The 16846-nt window shown below is 38.7% G+C and carries 17 protein-coding genes; 12 read left to right on the plus strand and 5 right to left on the minus strand.

The annotated features are described in order from the left end of the window. Nucleotides 1-471 precede the first annotated feature (471 nt). Nucleotides 472-1332, plus strand: coding sequence for a TauD/TfdA dioxygenase family protein (locus IQ276_RS28365; RefSeq protein ID WP_193919502.1), 861 nt, complete (start codon nt 472-474; stop codon nt 1330-1332). Nucleotides 1333-1432: 100 nt separating this feature from the next. Continuing rightward, entirely contained in the window at nt 1433-1624 is a 192-nt protein-coding gene (locus tag IQ276_RS28370) for an RNA-binding S4 domain-containing protein (RefSeq protein WP_190876455.1), read from the plus strand. 95 nt (nt 1625-1719) lie between these two features. Here IQ276_RS28370 and IQ276_RS28375 read toward each other — a convergent pair whose 3' ends face one another. After that, on the minus strand, nt 1720-2172 hold the full coding sequence (locus IQ276_RS28375; protein ID WP_190876454.1) for an Hsp20/alpha crystallin family protein: 453 nt from the start codon (nt 2170-2172) through the stop codon (nt 1720-1722). 213 nt (nt 2173-2385) lie between these two features. Continuing rightward, entirely contained in the window at nt 2386-2523 is a 138-nt protein-coding gene (locus tag IQ276_RS28380; RefSeq protein WP_228043238.1) for a hypothetical protein, read from the minus strand. Nucleotides 2524-2788: 265 nt separating this feature from the next. On the opposite strand from IQ276_RS28380, the gene IQ276_RS28385 reads away from it, so the two are divergent. The 4 genes from IQ276_RS28385 (at nt 2789) to IQ276_RS28400 (ending at nt 6212) form a co-directional block, all read left to right on the plus strand. Further along, nucleotides 2789-3454, plus strand: coding sequence for a hypothetical protein (locus IQ276_RS28385; protein WP_235116050.1), 666 nt, complete (start codon nt 2789-2791; stop codon nt 3452-3454). A 164-nt stretch (nt 3455-3618) separates the two neighbouring features. Then, nucleotides 3619-4014 carry a hypothetical protein gene (locus IQ276_RS28390; RefSeq protein ID WP_190876451.1) on the plus strand — a complete coding sequence of 132 codons (396 nt, stop codon included), beginning with the start codon at nt 3619-3621 and terminating at the stop codon, nt 4012-4014. Between the two features lie 112 nt (nt 4015-4126). Further along, nucleotides 4127-4864, plus strand: a complete 738-nt coding sequence (locus tag IQ276_RS28395; protein ID WP_193919504.1) for a peptidoglycan-binding domain-containing protein — start codon at nt 4127-4129, stop codon at nt 4862-4864. 124 nt (nt 4865-4988) lie between these two features. Continuing rightward, nucleotides 4989-6212, plus strand: coding sequence for an ABC transporter substrate-binding protein (locus IQ276_RS28400; RefSeq protein ID WP_193919506.1), 1224 nt, complete (start codon nt 4989-4991; stop codon nt 6210-6212). Between the two features lie 507 nt (nt 6213-6719). On the opposite strand, the gene IQ276_RS28405 is transcribed toward IQ276_RS28400, so the two are convergent. Then, a complete protein-coding gene (locus IQ276_RS28405) occupies nt 6720-6899 on the minus strand; it encodes a hypothetical protein (protein ID WP_228043074.1) in 180 nt (59 codons plus the stop codon). Nucleotides 6900-7023: 124 nt separating this feature from the next. Between IQ276_RS28405 and IQ276_RS28410 the strand changes: the two genes are divergently transcribed. The 5 genes from IQ276_RS28410 (at nt 7024) to IQ276_RS28430 (ending at nt 12274) form a co-directional block, all read left to right on the plus strand. After that, complete coding sequence (locus IQ276_RS28410; protein WP_193917245.1) at nt 7024-7401, plus strand: hypothetical protein; 378 nt, start codon at nt 7024-7026, stop codon at nt 7399-7401. Between the two features lie 395 nt (nt 7402-7796). Beyond that, the gene (locus IQ276_RS28415; protein WP_193917243.1) at nt 7797-10010 is read left to right on the plus strand and encodes a phosphoketolase family protein; all 2214 of its coding nucleotides are present in this window, start codon (nt 7797-7799) and stop codon (nt 10008-10010) included. 601 nt (nt 10011-10611) lie between these two features. Then, a complete protein-coding gene (locus tag IQ276_RS28420) occupies nt 10612-11211 on the plus strand; it encodes a GTPase (RefSeq protein ID WP_193917242.1) in 600 nt (199 codons plus the stop codon). A gap of 102 nt (nt 11212-11313) precedes the next feature. Further along, nucleotides 11314-11658, plus strand: coding sequence for a hypothetical protein (locus IQ276_RS28425; RefSeq protein WP_193917247.1), 345 nt, complete (start codon nt 11314-11316; stop codon nt 11656-11658). A 310-nt stretch (nt 11659-11968) separates the two neighbouring features. Beyond that, the gene (locus IQ276_RS28430; RefSeq protein ID WP_193917240.1) at nt 11969-12274 is read left to right on the plus strand and encodes a DUF2281 domain-containing protein; all 306 of its coding nucleotides are present in this window, start codon (nt 11969-11971) and stop codon (nt 12272-12274) included. Between the two features lie 136 nt (nt 12275-12410). On the opposite strand, the gene IQ276_RS28435 is transcribed toward IQ276_RS28430, so the two are convergent. After that, nucleotides 12411-13178, minus strand: coding sequence for a Uma2 family endonuclease (locus IQ276_RS28435; RefSeq protein WP_193917237.1), 768 nt, complete (start codon nt 13176-13178; stop codon nt 12411-12413). Between the two features lie 575 nt (nt 13179-13753). On the opposite strand from IQ276_RS28435, the gene psbA reads away from it, so the two are divergent. Continuing rightward, nucleotides 13754-14824 (plus strand): photosynthetic reaction center family protein, encoded by a 1071-nt coding sequence (psbA, locus tag IQ276_RS28440; RefSeq protein WP_193917235.1) that lies wholly within the window; start codon nt 13754-13756, stop codon nt 14822-14824. A 309-nt stretch (nt 14825-15133) separates the two neighbouring features. Here the strand turns inward: psbA and IQ276_RS28445 are convergent, their stop codons facing one another. Next, nucleotides 15134-16495 (minus strand): sensor histidine kinase, encoded by a 1362-nt coding sequence (locus IQ276_RS28445; RefSeq protein ID WP_193917233.1) that lies wholly within the window; start codon nt 16493-16495, stop codon nt 15134-15136. Between the last annotated feature and the right edge of the window lie 351 nt (nt 16496-16846).

Genomic DNA, 16846 nt, shown 5'->3' on the forward strand with positions numbered 1-16846 from the left:
CTCAGTCTACGAAAAAGCGCGTTTTTGCGGCCAACATAGCTGCAATTTATGTTTGGCAGCTTATATTTAACTCGTTATGGCGATAACATAGCTCTGGCGAATCTTCTTCCGAATTCCCAGTACCTAATTTGTAAATATGAGCGATCTAAAAACCTCAATTCATCAACCTGGACTAGTTCTCACGCCTGGTTCAGAAGGCTGCTGGGATAATGCATCGTGGTGTGAATTAACTATGCATAGGTTGTTTCAGGCTTTTCTTAATTATCGTGCGATGCCTACGGCGGTAAACTACGTAAATAGGCCATGCTGTGCCCTTACGAAAGATGCGGTTTTGAGACTTATTCATATTTGGTATTTATTGTCAATGCGTAAGTCCTAGTTAACTATGGATTTAGTTAATACACTTTGAGATGATGAAGATTAGATACACTTGAAAATGTGATTTTCAACGCTATTACGGAGTATTTTCAAATGCAATATAAAACAGTACAGCAACATTCTATCCTTGGCAAAGAAGTGCTACAAGGTTGTAATCTCATGCAACTGACAACCGAACAAGTACGTGAATTGAAAACCGCGCTTTGGGAGCATGGCGTGATTGTCGTTAGAAACCAACATCTAACTGCATCAGAATTGAAGGAATTTGCTAACCAAACTTTTGGTCAATTCAGCTTGAATTATCCACCCAAACCTCTAGACCCAAATATCGATGCAAATTTACAAAGTTCACATGTCGCTATTTTAGGAAATCCTCAAAAAAATAGCCAAGAAATTTTCGGCAAGTTTGCTTGGCAATGGCATCATGACAAAGATTTGCTTCCCATAACAGAAGGTATGGATATGAATGCTTTGTATGTAGTAATGCTTTATGGAGTCGAAATACCGCCAGAAGGAATCGATGGTCAACCCCACACAACAGAATTTCTCAGTATGATTGAAGCCTATAATAATCTCGATCCTGAGCATCAGCAACAGTTAGAACAAATGTCTATGTACCATTTGCCACCAAGAAAATATCCGCCAGGAGAGGATGTGCCAATGAAAATGCATCCCATTGTTTCCACCCATAAAGTATCTGGAAAGAAAGGATTATATCTTGGCTCAGATACATCAATTGTTGTTGGTATGGAGGATAAATTGGATTTAGCAAAACAGTTTTGGCAGGAAACATTTGAAACTGTTCTGGAACGCACACCAGTTTATGCTCATGTTTGGCAGCCAGGCGATCTTGTTTTTTGGGATAATTCACAAGTCATGCACACAGGTGTTCCCTACGATGCCAGCAAGTATAGGCGCGTTGCCTTGCGTGTAGGAGTGGTAGACAAGACCTAAGATTTCCGTTTAAAAATAACTTCTGTTTAGCGTTGTTCCAGATGATCATAAAATTAATTAAATGCTTGTATAGCATCAATTACTTTTGACAAATGGCAACATGATTAAACTCGACCAGTTTTTAAAGTTGGTGGGTATAGCCCCAAGTGGAGGCCAAGCCAAACTGATGATTATTGATGGTAACGTTAAAGTCAATGGCACAATTGAAACCCGGCGAGGACGGCAATTAGGATTAAGCGACGAAGTAACAGTAGCAGGGCAAACTTTTAAGGTTGGCGATGTCATCGAATAATTGACGATTGTTACAAAAAACCCGGTCATTCTCATGACTGGGTTTTTAGCTATTTCAATCAATCAAAGGAGGTAGAGTAATTTGCTCACAACCAATTAAGCAGTGGGTTGTTCCAAATTAACTTTGACAACTTTGTTCCTTTCTTTATCGGCTTTAGGCAGTGTTAGGTTCAAAATACCGTCTTTGTATTCGGCAGTCACTTTGGTATTTTGAACCCTAGCAGATAAAGGAATTATCCGTTGAAATTGACCATAGTAAAATTCGCTCTTAATAGTACCTTTTTGTTCAGTTTTAGTTTCAGATTTACGTTCACCGCTAATGTGAACAGCATCTTCAGTAACTTGAATATCTAGGTCTTTAGCTGACATTCCTGGCAGTTCTAGTTTGAGATGAATAGCATCATCAGTTTCTTGTAGTTCAGCAGCGGGAACTCTAACTAAGTTTCTTTCAACTGAGCCAGATGGTGTTATAGTTTCTTCAAACAAGTTGTTAATTTGACGTTGTAGAGTGTCAATTTCTCTCCAGGGATTCCAACGAACTACTGTCATAACTCTTCCTCAGATTAATTAGCTATGTGTTTATTTTTTTTGGCACTTGGCTTTGTGCTTACTTTTGATATTATGCCTAGTTTCAAATGCTGTAAATTCGGTTATTCTCACCTAAGAAATGAGGATTACCGCACCAACTTAGGCACTAAAAAAGATTACGGTTTGCTCTACTGGTTAGGTTCGGTAAACCGGAAAAAAATAAATTATCCCAAATTATTTGTACATTTGTAGGGGCGCATAGCTATGCGCCCCTACGACGGGATATTTTTTTAAGGCGATCGCTCTTTGAGTGCGGCACAGTTCATCGTGTATAATTGGCGATGCCAACGGCGAGCTTCGCTTACGCACCATCACTCATACCGAAACACAAAAGCTTAAGCTGAGTCCAGCTTTGAGCATGGCTCTTGAGGGGGCTACCTCATGGCATTCTTAAAGAAAAGGCTTAGCGAATAAATTATTTACTGTTCTATCAAATTAATCTTGTTAAGTTACTCAGCAGGTGCAGTTTTCACCTGATATTGTGACGCCCAACAGGAGTATAGAAACGTTGCTGAGGCTTTCTTCAGAATCTCCTCTATTTATTGTATTAATCATTATTAGTTTTTTAGTAGTAACTTTGTCAACTTGGTTATCATCTCAACCATTTACTTTCAGACCCTTTGGGTTGAATGATATTATACAAACACTGACATTGCCATTGTTTATTTCTTTGTTGGTAGAGCGTTCTTTAGAAGTTTTTATAACTACTTGGCGAAGTGCATTTATCGAGAGTTTAGATATTGAAATTCAGCGGCAAAAAGTTCTGATTGATGAAAAATTAAAGTTAGCAAAAGAGCAAAATCAACAAAGTAACATTGCTAAATTGAAATCTAATCAAGCCAGTATTTTACCGCCTGAAGGAATGAGTTTAGAACAACAAATTATCCAAAATTTTATCCAAAGCCAAGAAGAAGTATTATTAGTAGTCAAACCAGAACTCGATGATTTAAATGCAAAAGAACGCCAAAGAGCAGCTTATAAGGCTGATACGCGAACAATTGCTCTATGGACATCGCTTTTATTGGGTCTTTTAATCAGCGCAATTGGTATTCGTTCAATTGAACCATTGGTAATTATCGATTTAAATAATCAAATTCAAGTAGTTATTTTCCGTTCTTTAGATGCTTTATTAACAGGAGGTTTAATTGCAGGAGGTAGCGAAGGAATTCATAAAATCATACAAGTTTTTATCAACTTTATGGAAGCGACATCTCAACAAATCAAAGACAAGGGGTCGCCGTAGAAGCGACTGGGGTTAGGTTTGTGCAACAGCAGTTTTTGAGATGCTGGCGATCGCCAACCATTAAGCTTGTAATCAAAAATACAAATATCTGTGGATTATCCTGAGCCAATATATAGTTCCAATCAGGCAAACTAACTCTATAATCCTCTGATAGGAGTCAGTTTATGGTTCGGGAAATACAAAAATCTCGCGTTTTAGAAAAGGCTCAGTCAAGAGCTGCTGGATTAAAGGAAATTGATCCAAATATAGATTTTGGGAATGGTCGTAGCTTAAAAAGCTTAACAGAACTAATTGAAAAGTTACGTAATGAAATTAATGCTTATAACAAAACTCTACCACTGATTGATACTTTGCGAACTGAGATGAAAGAGTTAGATAAAGAATTGAATAGTCTACTCGAAACAATGCTGATGGGAGTTGCTTTTAGGTACGGTAAAGACAGCTGCGAATATATGATGGCGGGTGGTGTTCGGACAAGCGATCGCATCCGCAAAAGCAGGAAAACTCGTTTGAAACGTGCTGCACAGAAAAAAGCTGCACAGAGTAATCAAACAACTTAGTATTATTATATTGTTTTAAGCAATTCGTAGGGGTGTATAGCTATGCACCCCTAATTTTTTTTGTAAAATACAATACATAAACTTGAATTTAGTAGTAAAGGAACCAAAAAGCATGGCCGTTTATAGCCCTCAAGCCATCCGTCATATCTTAATCGGGCTGGGATATTTAGCTCCTGAGATTGATCCTAACCCCGATCCTCAATTTGCTCCTTGGAAACGGAATAACAACCCCTTGACAGACGATGTTACCGAGGAAGCTATTAAAAAGTTTCAAAAACAGTACTCACAAAAACTTGCAGTTAATGGTAACGCTGATTCCCAGACTAGAGAAATAATGGAAGATACAATCAAAGGGCTTCAGAATAGATTGAAGTTTCACGGTTTTGCAACCAATGCAGAAATTCCTTCAAATCAGCCTTTTTATGGGCCAGCCACTTATAAAGCTGTGAGAAAATTTCAGAAATCTCTAGGTTTAACTGAAAATGGTATTGCCAATGTTGAACAGCGTCAAATTCTACAGCAACCGACTCTGACACCCCCTAAGCCTCAGCCTGAGACTCAACTCAAGCTGATAGATTTGTATTTGCAATTCAAAAAGAATCCTCAAAATCCTTCTTATATTGCAGCACTAAATAACTTACAAAAAAATCTCCCCAAGGATATTTTACACAAAGTTACTAACAAATGGAGAGGGACAAACGATCAAAATCCTGAAATTGTGAAACTGACAAATGTATTCACTTATTTTGATGGCAACAATCTCAACCAGCGGGATGCATTCGATTACTTACAAAGTCAGATAACTCCAGCGATCTATAAAGAATTTATTGCTCTCTGGAATAAGAAGTAAACAAATACGGGAGAATGCAGAATTCAGAATTCAGAATTCAGTAATATGGTGCGTTAGGCTAAAGCCGTAACGCACCCTGTGTTATTGATAAATTAACTATCAAAGAGGTAATAGTTAGAAGTTTATGAAAAATGCGATCGCTCGTCAAACTACATTCTTATTTCTATCCTCTATGCTACTCATAGCCTGTGGCAAAACTGACGTTCCTAATCCCAATTTTCCAAATAAACCAGCAACAAATACATCTAATATTATTCCCATAGGAATCGCTTTTGCCCAAACAAGCAATGTAGCATTACTCGGTCAAGAGGGAACTGATGGAGTAAAACTTGCCGAAAAATATTTTAATCACAAAGGAGGCATTAATGGCAGACCAATTAAGTTAGTATTTCAAGATACTGGTGGCGATGAAGCTGGAGCTATTAATGCTTTTAAAAGTTTAATTAATCAAGATAAAGTCGTTGGTATCGTTGGACCTACGCTATCACAACAAGCTTTTGGCGCCAACCCCATAGCAGAACGCAATCGAGTTCCCGTCATTGGAGCATCAAATACTGCTAAAGGCATTCCCGAAATCGGTGATTATGTTGCCCGCGTTTCTTCATCTGTGGCTGTGGTTGCTCCTTATTCTGTGAAAGCTGCACTGCAACAAAATCCTCAAATTAAAAAAGTAGCGGTATTTTACGCTCAAAATGATGCTTTCAATAAATCAGAAACGGAAATTTTTCAGAAGACAGTTAAAGATTTAGGATTGAATTTAGTCACAGTCCAAAAATTTCAAACTACAGATACAGATTTTCAAGCTCAAGCCAGTGACGCTATTAATTTAAAACCAGATTTAGTGATTATATCCGGGTTAGCTGTAGATGGAGGTAATTTAGTTAAACAACTACGAGAACTTGGTTATAAAGGATTAATTATTGGTGGGAATGGTTTTAACACATCGCATATATTTTCTGTGTGTAGAGCGCTTTGTGAAGGCGTGATTGTTGCTCAAGCTTATAGTCCTGTTTATCCTAGTGAAATTAATAAGGCATTTCGCAAAGCTTACGTTGAACAATATCAAAGAGAACCACCCCAAGTCAGCGCTCAAGCTTTTGCAGCGATGCAGGTGTATGTCGAAGCTCTCCAATCTTTGGATAAAAAAAGCAAAGTTAGTAACTTAACACTGGCACAATTGCGAACAGAATTGAATCAAGAGTTATTAAAAGGAACATATCAAACTCCTCTCGGTGAAATTGCTTTTACGCCAACGGGTGATGTGATTCAAAAAGAGTTTTATGTTGCACAATTGAAGATGGAATCAAACGGCGTTAAGGGAAAATTTTCATTCTTAAACATCAAATAAGTGTTAAAAATCTATAGTCTACTATCATTAGATTAATACTTATACCAATTCTGTATGAAAGGATGTTTGAAAAGTCATGATTGATGTATCAAATATTTTTTACCCCACCCTAACCCTCCCCTTATAAAGGCAGGGCTGTTTCATTCCATTTCAAACAAGATTTGTCAAGATCGTTAGCAAGAAAATTGTAAGTAAGCGTGACGAAGAGATGAACATTTAAGCACTGAAATATCAGTAAAATAGTTGGTTTCATCGGCACGCCAGTAACAAAATAACTAATTTTTAATCGCTAGAACCCTTGATTTTTAAAGCTCTTTGGGGAATGAAACAGCCCTGCCTTATAAAGGGGAGGGAACCGGATTTTCTTGTTTGCCACCAATATATCGGGGAGCCACTGCGTTGCGGAGGTTCCCTCCGTTGTAGCAAGTGGCGTGGGATTAAGGGGGGTAATAATTCGATTAAAGTCACAGCTAACTACTTTTAAAACATCCTCTCAAGAACTTTGGACTACTTCCCTTTATTTTTATCTAACTTTTCTTGAATAGCATCTCTACAGAATTGTGCAGGGTTCTCTTGTTTCTGTATCTCTTCCTTCATTTCCTTGGTAGCTCTAAAAGTAACATTCTCGGTTAAATCTCTGCTTGGTGGATTATCGAAATTTTCGGGCTTACCTTTGGACTTAGACATTTATGTAGAAACGTAACTATAGCTTGAAGTCGGCGCAAGCGTCGGCATACAGTCTTAAATCGGTGGTGCTATCACTCGCAAAAATGGTTCACCACCGATACCACTTTTTGAAAATGGTAATTCTATGTTTACACGTTCAGAACTCGAAATAAAGACTGTTCCTGAATTACAGGACTTATGCCGTCGATATGGTATCCGTCCTACAGGAAGTGCAGCATACAAAGCTAGCTACATCACTTCCCTACTATCTTTCCCGTTGATAGCTGTAAACCAGATGGAGGAAGGCAGAGGATTAAAGTCACCAACACTTGCTTCTATTCAGGTGTTTGGTTCAGCGATAGATGAGATGAATTCTCCAACCGCAGAACAAATAGCGCTGATTAGAATTTCCCTGGAGGGTAAGAGAATGCGTTACCCAGATAGATACAAGCAGGAAGAGTTACTAGCTTGGCATATGGCGAAAATGAAACTTGAACAGGTGATAGCGCTACTCGGTAGGTAATCTCTCGATTCATGGCATCCCATCACAGCACTCCTCAATGGCGTGCTTTTTTATGTTTTATGGCAAGGGACTGGTGACTGGGGACTGGTGACTGGGTGATAAGTCGTTTTGTGTCTAAGTTTTATCATCTGTTGATGTCCTAACCACCTTGGCTGTTGCTATACCTGCAAAACTGCTGGGATTTGGGAGTCATTTGGTAACTTGATAAAATTTTTTGCTGCTTAAAGATCTTTTTACTACCGAAACTAACTAAAATTTTTGATTGGCGAACCATTTAAACTACTTATCTTGACGTTGCAAAAAAGCAATAAACTGTTACAACATCAAAGATGTAGAATTTTTGTTGAATTCAAAGAGCATCTACAGTTTCATTTCATCGTCACAAGGTACTCAGCATGACCGCAATCACCCCAAAGGCTTCTTCAGCGCTTCCCAATTTTTCTGAAGGTATTCAATATTTTGGCGAAGCACTACCAGATTTTGAAACTTACGGTGCCACACCTGCGATAGAATCGGGCAAAGTAGCGATCGCATCTCCCACAGATCCCGCAGCAGTATATCAAACTTTATTAGCTGCCGATGCCTTACGCTATCTAACTTTGCAAATTACTGGTAGTAAAGCCTCTGGACATCCCGGCGGATTCGCCAGCCAAGCAGAAGCTTATGCATCTCTTGTCATGCTGGGATACAAGAACATTATCACCGAAGTCGGACACCACGCCCCCGGATTTTATAGTGCCATGTTCTTGGATCGCTCTTTAGAAGACATGGGAATTTCTACAGTCCAACAATTGCGCGATCGCTTTCGAGAAAAGCACGGACTTTTAGGACACCTTTCTGGTTATATACCTGGTATTCTCGCACCTGCGGGGCCTTTGGGACAAGGACAACACTTTGCAATGGCGGCTGCACTGTTGCACAAAGATAAGTTATTCCCTTTTACAGTTGGCGATGGTGGATTGGGTGAGCCTTATATTGTAAGTGCGATCGCTCATTTCCATACTGCTTATCCTGCTGTCACTAACTTTTTGCCGATACTGGTGTGGAATGGTTATAGCCAAGAACACCACAGCATGGTTTCCCTCAAAACCAACCCAGAAATGCAAGCATATTGGCAAGGTAACGGTTTTGATGAAGTGGTGTTAGTGGATGCTAAGGATTTCGACGATCAAAACCAACCAGGGGATTACGTTGATAGTACTGTGTTTTCCTTTGAAAAACGTCTAGCGTTTACCCAAGCTGTACTTTCGGGTGTGGATAAAGCAGCGCGATCGGCACTAGGTGGTAAGCTTACTGTTTTTATTATTAAACAACTTAAAGGTGCAGGAGTCCACGCGCGGGGTGCAAAATCTCACAACCTTTATCCTAAAGATACGCTGGATGCACCGCATATTGTGAGTGCATTGCAAACTCGCGCTTTATCTCCTGAAGCTTGGCAATTAGTCAGAACAAATGCCGAACGCGCAGGCGGTGGCCCCGCAGCCAAAACAGTGGTAACAGAATTTGAATTACCATTGCCAGAATTAGGCGAATTACCTTTAGAAGAATATGCAGTAGGCGGCGAACCAAAAGTTTCTACAACTGCAATGGGACGATTGGTAGGAATAGTTGGAAATAAAGATCGGAATTTCCTTGTTACCAATGCTGACGGTAACGAAGCATCAGGAATTGCTAACATTAACCAAGCATTAAAAATTATCCACCCCACAACCGACGATTTATATAACCAAGCGCCAAACGGACAAGTTTATGAACCTTTGAGTGAAGATGCTTGTGCAGGTTTAGCCGCTGGTTTGTCCTTAATGGGTGCGAGAACTTTGTGGTGTTCTTACGAATCTTTTGCCATCAACGGATTACCAATTTGGCAAACTGTCACCCAAGCAATGGCAGAATTGCGGCGTCAAACTCCCTCGACTATTACTTTATTCACAGCGGGTGCATTAGAGCAAGGGCGTAACGGTTGGACTCACCAACGTCCGGAAATTGAAGCTTACTTTGCTTCACTCATGCGAAATGGAAATGTTTTTCCATTATTTCCGCCCGATGCTAATAGTATCCAAGTTTGTTATGACTGGGCATTGCAAACTAAGAATAAGGGAATTGTGATTACTGCAAGTAAATCGCCGTTACCAATTCGCACAAGTTTAGAAGAAACTCGTCAAGGGTTAGAAGATGGTGCGGTGGTATTGCATGAAGTTCCTGGTGATAAACAAGTTGTATTTGCTGTGATTGGGGATTTAACATTAATACCTGTATTTGAAGCTGCTGCTTTCTTAGAAAATGAAGGTATTGGTGCCAAGATAGTTTCTGTGATTAACCCCCGACGTTTATATCGTCCTCATGATACTGCTTGGGATACTTGTTCAGAAGCAGATGGCGGTTTCTTAGATGATGCGAAATTTGCCGAATTATTTGATGGCGATGCGCTAATTGCTGTGACAGGTGGTGCAGCGGCGATGCTGGAACCAATTTTGTTACGGAGTACAGCCAAGCGTGATACTTTTGCGTGGAAACGTGGGGAAACTACAGCCAGTGCTGGAGAGTTGATGGCGTTTAATGGATTGACTGCTGAGGCTTTGACGAAAAGAGCGATCGCGTTAGTGCATTAAAAGTGCGTAGGCGTAGTCAGCCGTAGGCATCGTCTTTAATTTTAACGTGAATATACGTATAGAAACGCTGAAAAGTTGCGTTGAATGCGTATATTTGCGTTTTTTTATTTAAGAGAAATTTTTGTGCATGAGAAAGAGAAATACAGTGCTATTAGCTGAAATTCTTTTTTTAATCAGAATTTTTTGCTTATTTTGGGTTTAAAACCTGATTTAGGAGTCCAAAACTTGATTTAGAAGTTCAAAACTTGATTTAGAAATCCAAAACCTGATTTAGGAGTCCAAAACTTGATTTAGAAGTTCAAAACTTGATTTAGAAATCCAAAACTTGATTTAGGAGTCCAAAACTTGATTTAGCCAGGACAAAGCGCGATACTTTTATGGAAAATATGGCGTTAAATGGGTTGACTGTGGAGGGTTGAGGAAAGGTGCGATCGAATACTGCATTAGAGTTGGGCTTTGTACGTAGAATAGTTTAAATTTTTAACCGCATATGCACGCATATGAATGCACATGATTGGCATTTTGTTGCGTATATTTGCTGTTTTTGAAAAATTTAATGATGTCTTAGTATATGTAATAATTAATTTAGATTACCAATTATATGCTTAATGAGACAACTAAAAGGCTCGTAGATGAAATTACAAAAAGTTTGGCAGCAAGCAAAGAATCTATTTCTTCTTCTTTTGGAGAACTGTTAAATTTATTAATTGATAAACTACAGCTATCTCAAGATAAAAAATTTGTATTTCTTTTAGTAGGTAAAACAGGTGTTGGCAAATCTAGTACTGTTAATTCACTGCTAAATCAGGAAATTGCTAGTGTCGGGAAATATGATGCTACAACAATGGAAGTTCAAGAATATGAGCATACAATAAATGGTGTTAAATGTTCAATAATTGATACTCCCGGATTGTGCGACGATATTCCAGAAAAAGGGAATAACCAAAAGTATATAGAATTAATTCAAAAGCAAGTCAACCAAATAGATTTACTTTGGTTTGTAACTCGTCTTGATGATGCAAGAGTTGGTGAAGACGAAAAGAAAGGTATACAAATTATTTCAGAAGCATTTACACCAAAAGTTTGGGAGCATTCTGTAATTGTCTTCACACGCGCTAATAAAGCTGACGATTATTTAGAAGAACTACAAGAAAGAACTAAACGTATTAGAGATGAAATTGCAAAACATACAGGTCAATAAATTGCAAAACAAATTCCTTCAGTTGCAGTAGATAATAAAAACCAAACAACACCAGATGGCAAAAGATGGTTAGAAGAATTATATACACAAGTATTTATACGAATGTCTGAAAGAGGTGCTATACCTTTTTTGATGGCAACCGCTTCTAGAATAGATAAAACACAATTTAATAAAACTAATAAAGAGCCAAACTGGACTTTTTACAATCCCTTTATAGATGGAGTAAAAAAGGTAGATAAAGAACATGATAATCATCAATTTAACAATAGTGATTTTGTATTTACAGTTATACAAAAAGAATTAATTAAGAAAAAACTGATAGAGGTCATTCCAGCTTTAGCTGCTGCGGGTGCAAGTGCTGGAGCAGTCGTTGGTGGCCCTATTGGTGCTGCAATTGGTGGTGTAGTAGGTGCTGCTGTAGGAAGTATTTTTTACTTTTTCACATAAAAGTAAATGACAATAAATATTCCTTCATTACAAACTGTAACCATCCATATAATCTTTATTAGTAGACAAATCACTCATTGACAACTTATTATACCGAAACTTTTACAGGGTAAGACTTACAAGGTATTACACTTTGATTTTAGATGAAATACTTACAAAAAAAGGCTTTCAATGATTTTGAACCCGATTTTGCATAAAGGGAGCGGTAGAACCAGAATTACCACCCTAACTAAATCAAACGTCTTACCCTACCATCACAGCGTAGTTTATAATAGGATAATACTAAAAATACTCAATTTAGAAGTTAATTATGGTAATAAAATTTGAAGAAATATATAGAGATATTGATACTTTACCAGAAGAAGCTCAAATCTTACTACTTGATTTTATTCAGTTACTCAAAAAGCGTTATCCACAACCAGAATCAGAAAATGATAGTCAGGAAAAAAGTCTCTATGAAAAGTTTGATGAAATTGGATTAATTGGTTGTTGTTCTGTGGAAGAAAATTTATCAACAACCTATAAAGAAGTTTTATCTAATACATTAATAACTAAATATGATCATCGCTTAACTCTTGCTTTTGCATTTTCGCAAGTAAAATTCTACAAAATCTAATGCCTCTTGTTGCTTATCAGGAGGTAATATTCTTACCTTATCTATAATAATTTCCTCAATGCTCATTTTCTATAGTCTCTGGTATCAACTATAAAATTGGATTTCAGTTTAAAGCGTCAGTATTTCCCATATTTGATCATGACTCAGATGTTGAGAGCGATCGCTCAATCGCCGACACATCTAAACCTGTGACTGTCGCCACCTGTTCTACCGTCATCCCACCCGTCAGTAAGTTGCGTGCCGTTTGTAATAACTGCGACTCTGCTTTGTCCGCTCGTTGGCGTTCCTGTTCTTCAGGTGTTGGCAGTAATTCTCCCTCCAAAGTTGCCCAGCGTAACCAAGTCGCATCAATTCCTTTATAATTTCCCTGCCAGCGCTGCAACGCCAACCCTAAGGATTCACTCACCAATTGATTTTGTTCATTAGCAACCAGTGGCTGATAAACTCTCTGTTGGATAGAAAAACCTGCCCAATCATCTGGGTTAAACGGGTCATACCAGAAATATTCTGGTACACGCATTTGATTTTGATAAATCAGCTTTTTCTCGTTTTTGTCTGCGGCGGCTGTGCTTTCAGAAAGCAACTCAATCACAACATCCGGGGCTTTTTCTTCTTCCCAAACCACCCAACTTTTGCGTTCACCTTTCGGGACACCCAACACTACAAAAAAGTCTGGCCCTTTAAAGTCTTTGTTGCGTAACTGCGCCAGACTGTAATAGACAAACATATTGCCGCCGACAAACCCATCTTCTCGCTGTAACAACCAAGGGATTAAGGCATCTATCAGCAAATTCATCGCAGCTCTGTGACGTGCGCTTTCCATTGGGACACCATCATCATAGGGAAGTTCTGCTTCGCTAGGTGGAATTTCAATCAGGGGTACAGGTAAGGTGGTTTCTGACATGGCTGTTCATCAATGGGGTAGCCCGCAGCAAATATATATATAGTACTAGAATTAATCGGCGTTAACGATTTTATGTAGCAGATAATGCTGAGGTGTTGTTAAAAGCGATGCCTACGGCTGGCTACGCCTACGTCCCATCACTTTAGAATAAAAATATTGGAATTATAGCGTTAATTCATTAACGGCGATCGCGTAATTTATCTTCTACCAATGGGACAAACTTGTATGCTGTTTTAAGTTTTAATCAGCACCGTATTTCTTCACAAGTTCCTCAAATTCTTGTTGTAACTTCAAGCTAGAGATGTTCAACTATTGCTTTAATTAGCTTGAGAATTCACGGCCTTTTCATAGTACTTGTGTTGTATATAGGTAGTAATTATCACTAGAATTTTTACTACATATCTCATATACAACATATACAATCAGTCAGATCAAAAGAGAAAACGGCGTTGCTAATTTAAAGTATGAATTAGTCTCACACATTTGCCTTTAGGCGCATATCGAAAAATTTCAATTCATACTCAGATTCAGCAACACCAAAATTTGAACTTGGAATTACTTAGGAGCTACAGATCATGAGTACCATTGTTCAACCTCAAAGAGAATTTAATTTTTTTGATTTCTGGGATAGTTTTTGTCGCTGGATTACTAGCACAGAAAATCGGATTTACATCGGCTGGTTTGGTGTGTTGATGATTCCCACCTTGCTGGCTGCCACCACCTGTTTTATTTTGGCTTTGATTGCCGCTCCCAGCGTAGATATGGATGGCATACGTGAGCCAATCATGGGTTCACTGATGGATGGTAATAACTTAATTACAGCCGCAGTTGTGCCGACTTCCGCTGCTATTGGTTTGCACTTTTATCCTATTTGGGAAGCTGCATCGATGGATGAATGGCTCTACAATGGTGGGCCATATCAGTTGATTGTGCTGCATTTTCTCATTGGTATTTGGTGTTACTTAGGGCAACTTTGGGAATTGAGCTATCGTTTGGGAATGCGACCCTGGACAGCAATTGCTTATTCTGCACCCGTCATCGCCGCTACTTCCGTTTTGCTAGTTTATCCCATTGGTCAAGGTAGTTTTTCTGATGGTTTACCTTTGGGAATTACTGGGACTTTCTACTTTATGTTGGCTTTCCAAGGCGATCATAATATCCTCATGCACCCGTTCCACATGTTGGGTGTAGCAGGTGTATTCGGCGGCGCACTGTTGAGTTCTTTGCATGGTTCTTTGGTCGCTTCAACACTAATTCGCAATACCGATGAAAATCAATCAATTAATGCCGGACATAAGTTGAGTCAGCAGAAAGTCACCTACAAATACTTAGCAGGACACTATAGTTTTTTGGGACGGTTGTTGATTCCTACCTTCGCTAGCAAAAATCATCGTGCTTTCCATTTTTTATTAGCAGCATTCCCAACTATAGGTATTTGGTTCGCAGCAATGGGTGTATGTTCGATGGCATTTAATCTCAATGGCTTGAACTTTAATCATTCCATCTTAGATAGTCGAGGTGAAGTTATTAGAACCGACGCTGATATACTCAATCGTGCCAATCTTGGTATCAGTGCAATGCACGCTCCTAATGTCCATAATTTTCCTTTGGTTCTGTCTAGTGGTCAACCTATTCCAGTTAGTTAAAGATTGCATTTCTGGATTTTTCTAGTTTTTTTACCTGCCTATAATTCTGGAATAATTTAATATTATAGTCAGGTTTTTCTGATCTCAGTTAGAGCAGAATTCAGAAGTCAGAATTCAGGAGTGAAACCAATACGCTTAGGTTAGGGACTTCCAACGAAAAAAATATTCCATAGTAGGGTAGCACAGCTGTGCTACCTGAAAAATGTGCAAATAATTTCGGATAATTTATTTTCTGGAAGTCCCTTAAGGTAAGAGATGCGATGTATGCGCCCTGTGGAGTGAAACCACAGTGTACTCGCTAAAGTTAAATCAAACCAAAGGCAACATAATTTCAAATTCAGTGCCTATACCTGGTTGGGAACGTAAATTGAATTTCCCACCATGTTTCACAGTTATAATTCGATAACTGACGGCTAAGCTAGTCTCTTTACCATTTTTTGTTTCCAAAGAAAAAGACTCCATAATTTGCTGTAGTAATTCTTGTGACATTCCAGGACCATTGTCAGTAATGCGAATTAAGATCCAGCGGGAATCTGGTGCATTTGGTTTACTAGGTTTCTGTGAAATAACTTCTGTACTAATCTTGATTCTGGGTTTTTGAATAGTCTTTGTATCTTCTAGATAAAACTGCTGTCGCGCTGCTTCATTGAGTAAAGTATCTACAGCTTCGCTTAAAATATTTATTAAAACCTGATTTAACTGCCCCATAAAACAATACACTGGTGGCAGTTGTCCGTAAGATTTTATGATTTCAATTTCTCCTTGAATCCGGCTATTAATTAATAAAATAAGATTATCGATACAGGAATGTAAATCTACAGGTTTAGGATAAAGTTCATCGAGATGACAGAAATTTTGCAAACTGGTGACAAGTCTTTTTAATCTTTCGGCTCCAGTGCGGATACTAGCAAGCGATCGCAATAAATCTTGTTCTAAAAAATCAAATTCAATTTCTTCTTTGATTTGGTTAATTGTCTCGGACGCAGACGGTAATTCTTTGTCGTAAGCCGCTATTAACTTAAGTAAATCTTGACTGTAGTTTGAGACGTAAGTTATGTTACCCCAAATAAAACCCACGGGGTCTAAAATTTCGTGTACTACCCCATCGACTAAACGCCCCAAATTCGCCATTTTATCATTTTGAATCATTTGGGCTTGGCTGCGTTCGTATCGCACGAAATTTTTGATGCCGCGAATTTGCCAAGAAATAAAATTTAATTCTTGTACATCTAATAATCTGTGATCCCCAGCAGTAGTTTGCACTACAATTGGCTCTGATAATAATTCTGGCGATCGCTTTAAGCTCAGTTGCATCGCAATTAAAATTAATGTCGTCTCAGCAAGCAGCAAAATCGGTGTCCGTGCATACCCGTAGAGAACGCCTAATGGTTGCTGAACAAACAACTCTTGTCCATAGGGGCGAATTAAAAATTCTAACAGTCGTCGCCGCGAAATCATTCCCACGAACTTTCCCTGTTCTACCAAAATTACTCCTGGTAGCAGGGGATATTTTTCTAAAAAACTAGCTACTTCCCTACCAGTGCAGTTAATTTCCACTGAGAAGTTGTACATTGGTAGTTCTTGGAGGGTTGAATCTAAACTGAGATTGCGATCGCTACCCTCAGACAAAAATGGCGGTGAGATTTGACGACAACTGAATTCTTCTGGCACTAGACACCCTGATTTTGACAAAGACAAGTCAACAATAAGCTAACATCTTAACCTCTGTCATTAATCAAAAGGGAGTGGTGAGTAGGAGGAGATAGGGAGCTAGAATATAGCGATCCTAAATGAGTTGTGAAAAACATAGATAAGGAAACGAACCGCCAAGAACGCCAAGGACGCAAAGAGAAGAAAGAAAAAAGAGACATATAATTTTCACAAATGATTTAGGACTGCTATATAGCAGTTTGCAATTGCTTGGAGTGCAGAGAATTGGTAGGGGCGCACAGCTAGCTGTGCGCCCCTACCATGTATCTCATTCAAATGAAAATCGCTATATCTAGTATTATCAAGCAAACA

This window comes from Desmonostoc muscorum LEGE 12446 (assembly GCF_015207005.2).
GTDB classification, from domain to species: domain Bacteria; phylum Cyanobacteriota; class Cyanobacteriia; order Cyanobacteriales; family Nostocaceae; genus Nostoc; species Nostoc muscorum.

What these genes read in the sequence shown, in the direction of transcription:
- IQ276_RS28365 (WP_193919502.1), top strand. Translation starts at nt 472, where the DNA reads ATGCAATATAAAACAGTACAGCAACATTCTATCCTTGGCAAAGAAGTG.
- IQ276_RS28370 (WP_190876455.1), top strand. Translation starts at nt 1,433, where the DNA reads ATGATTAAACTCGACCAGTTTTTAAAGTTGGTGGGTATAGCCCCAAGT.
- IQ276_RS28425 (WP_193917247.1), top strand. Translation starts at nt 11,314, where the DNA reads ATGTCTGAAAGAGGTGCTATACCTTTTTTGATGGCAACCGCTTCTAGA.
- IQ276_RS28410 (WP_193917245.1), top strand. Translation starts at nt 7,024, where the DNA reads ATGTTTACACGTTCAGAACTCGAAATAAAGACTGTTCCTGAATTACAG.
- IQ276_RS28390 (WP_190876451.1), top strand. Translation starts at nt 3,619, where the DNA reads ATGGTTCGGGAAATACAAAAATCTCGCGTTTTAGAAAAGGCTCAGTCA.
- IQ276_RS28375 (WP_190876454.1), bottom strand. Translation starts at nt 2,172, where the DNA reads ATGACAGTAGTTCGTTGGAATCCCTGGAGAGAAATTGACACTCTACAA.
- IQ276_RS28415 (WP_193917243.1), top strand. Translation starts at nt 7,797, where the DNA reads ATGACCGCAATCACCCCAAAGGCTTCTTCAGCGCTTCCCAATTTTTCT.
- IQ276_RS28430 (WP_193917240.1), top strand. Translation starts at nt 11,969, where the DNA reads ATGGTAATAAAATTTGAAGAAATATATAGAGATATTGATACTTTACCA.
- IQ276_RS28420 (WP_193917242.1), top strand. Translation starts at nt 10,612, where the DNA reads ATGCTTAATGAGACAACTAAAAGGCTCGTAGATGAAATTACAAAAAGT.
- IQ276_RS28405 (WP_228043074.1), bottom strand. Translation starts at nt 6,899, where the DNA reads ATGTCTAAGTCCAAAGGTAAGCCCGAAAATTTCGATAATCCACCAAGC.
- IQ276_RS28395 (WP_193919504.1), top strand. Translation starts at nt 4,127, where the DNA reads ATGGCCGTTTATAGCCCTCAAGCCATCCGTCATATCTTAATCGGGCTG.
- IQ276_RS28435 (WP_193917237.1), bottom strand. Translation starts at nt 13,178, where the DNA reads ATGTCAGAAACCACCTTACCTGTACCCCTGATTGAAATTCCACCTAGC.
- IQ276_RS28400 (WP_193919506.1), top strand. Translation starts at nt 4,989, where the DNA reads ATGAAAAATGCGATCGCTCGTCAAACTACATTCTTATTTCTATCCTCT.
- IQ276_RS28380 (WP_228043238.1), bottom strand. Translation starts at nt 2,523, where the DNA reads ATGGTGCGTAAGCGAAGCTCGCCGTTGGCATCGCCAATTATACACGAT.
- psbA (WP_193917235.1), top strand. Translation starts at nt 13,754, where the DNA reads ATGAGTACCATTGTTCAACCTCAAAGAGAATTTAATTTTTTTGATTTC.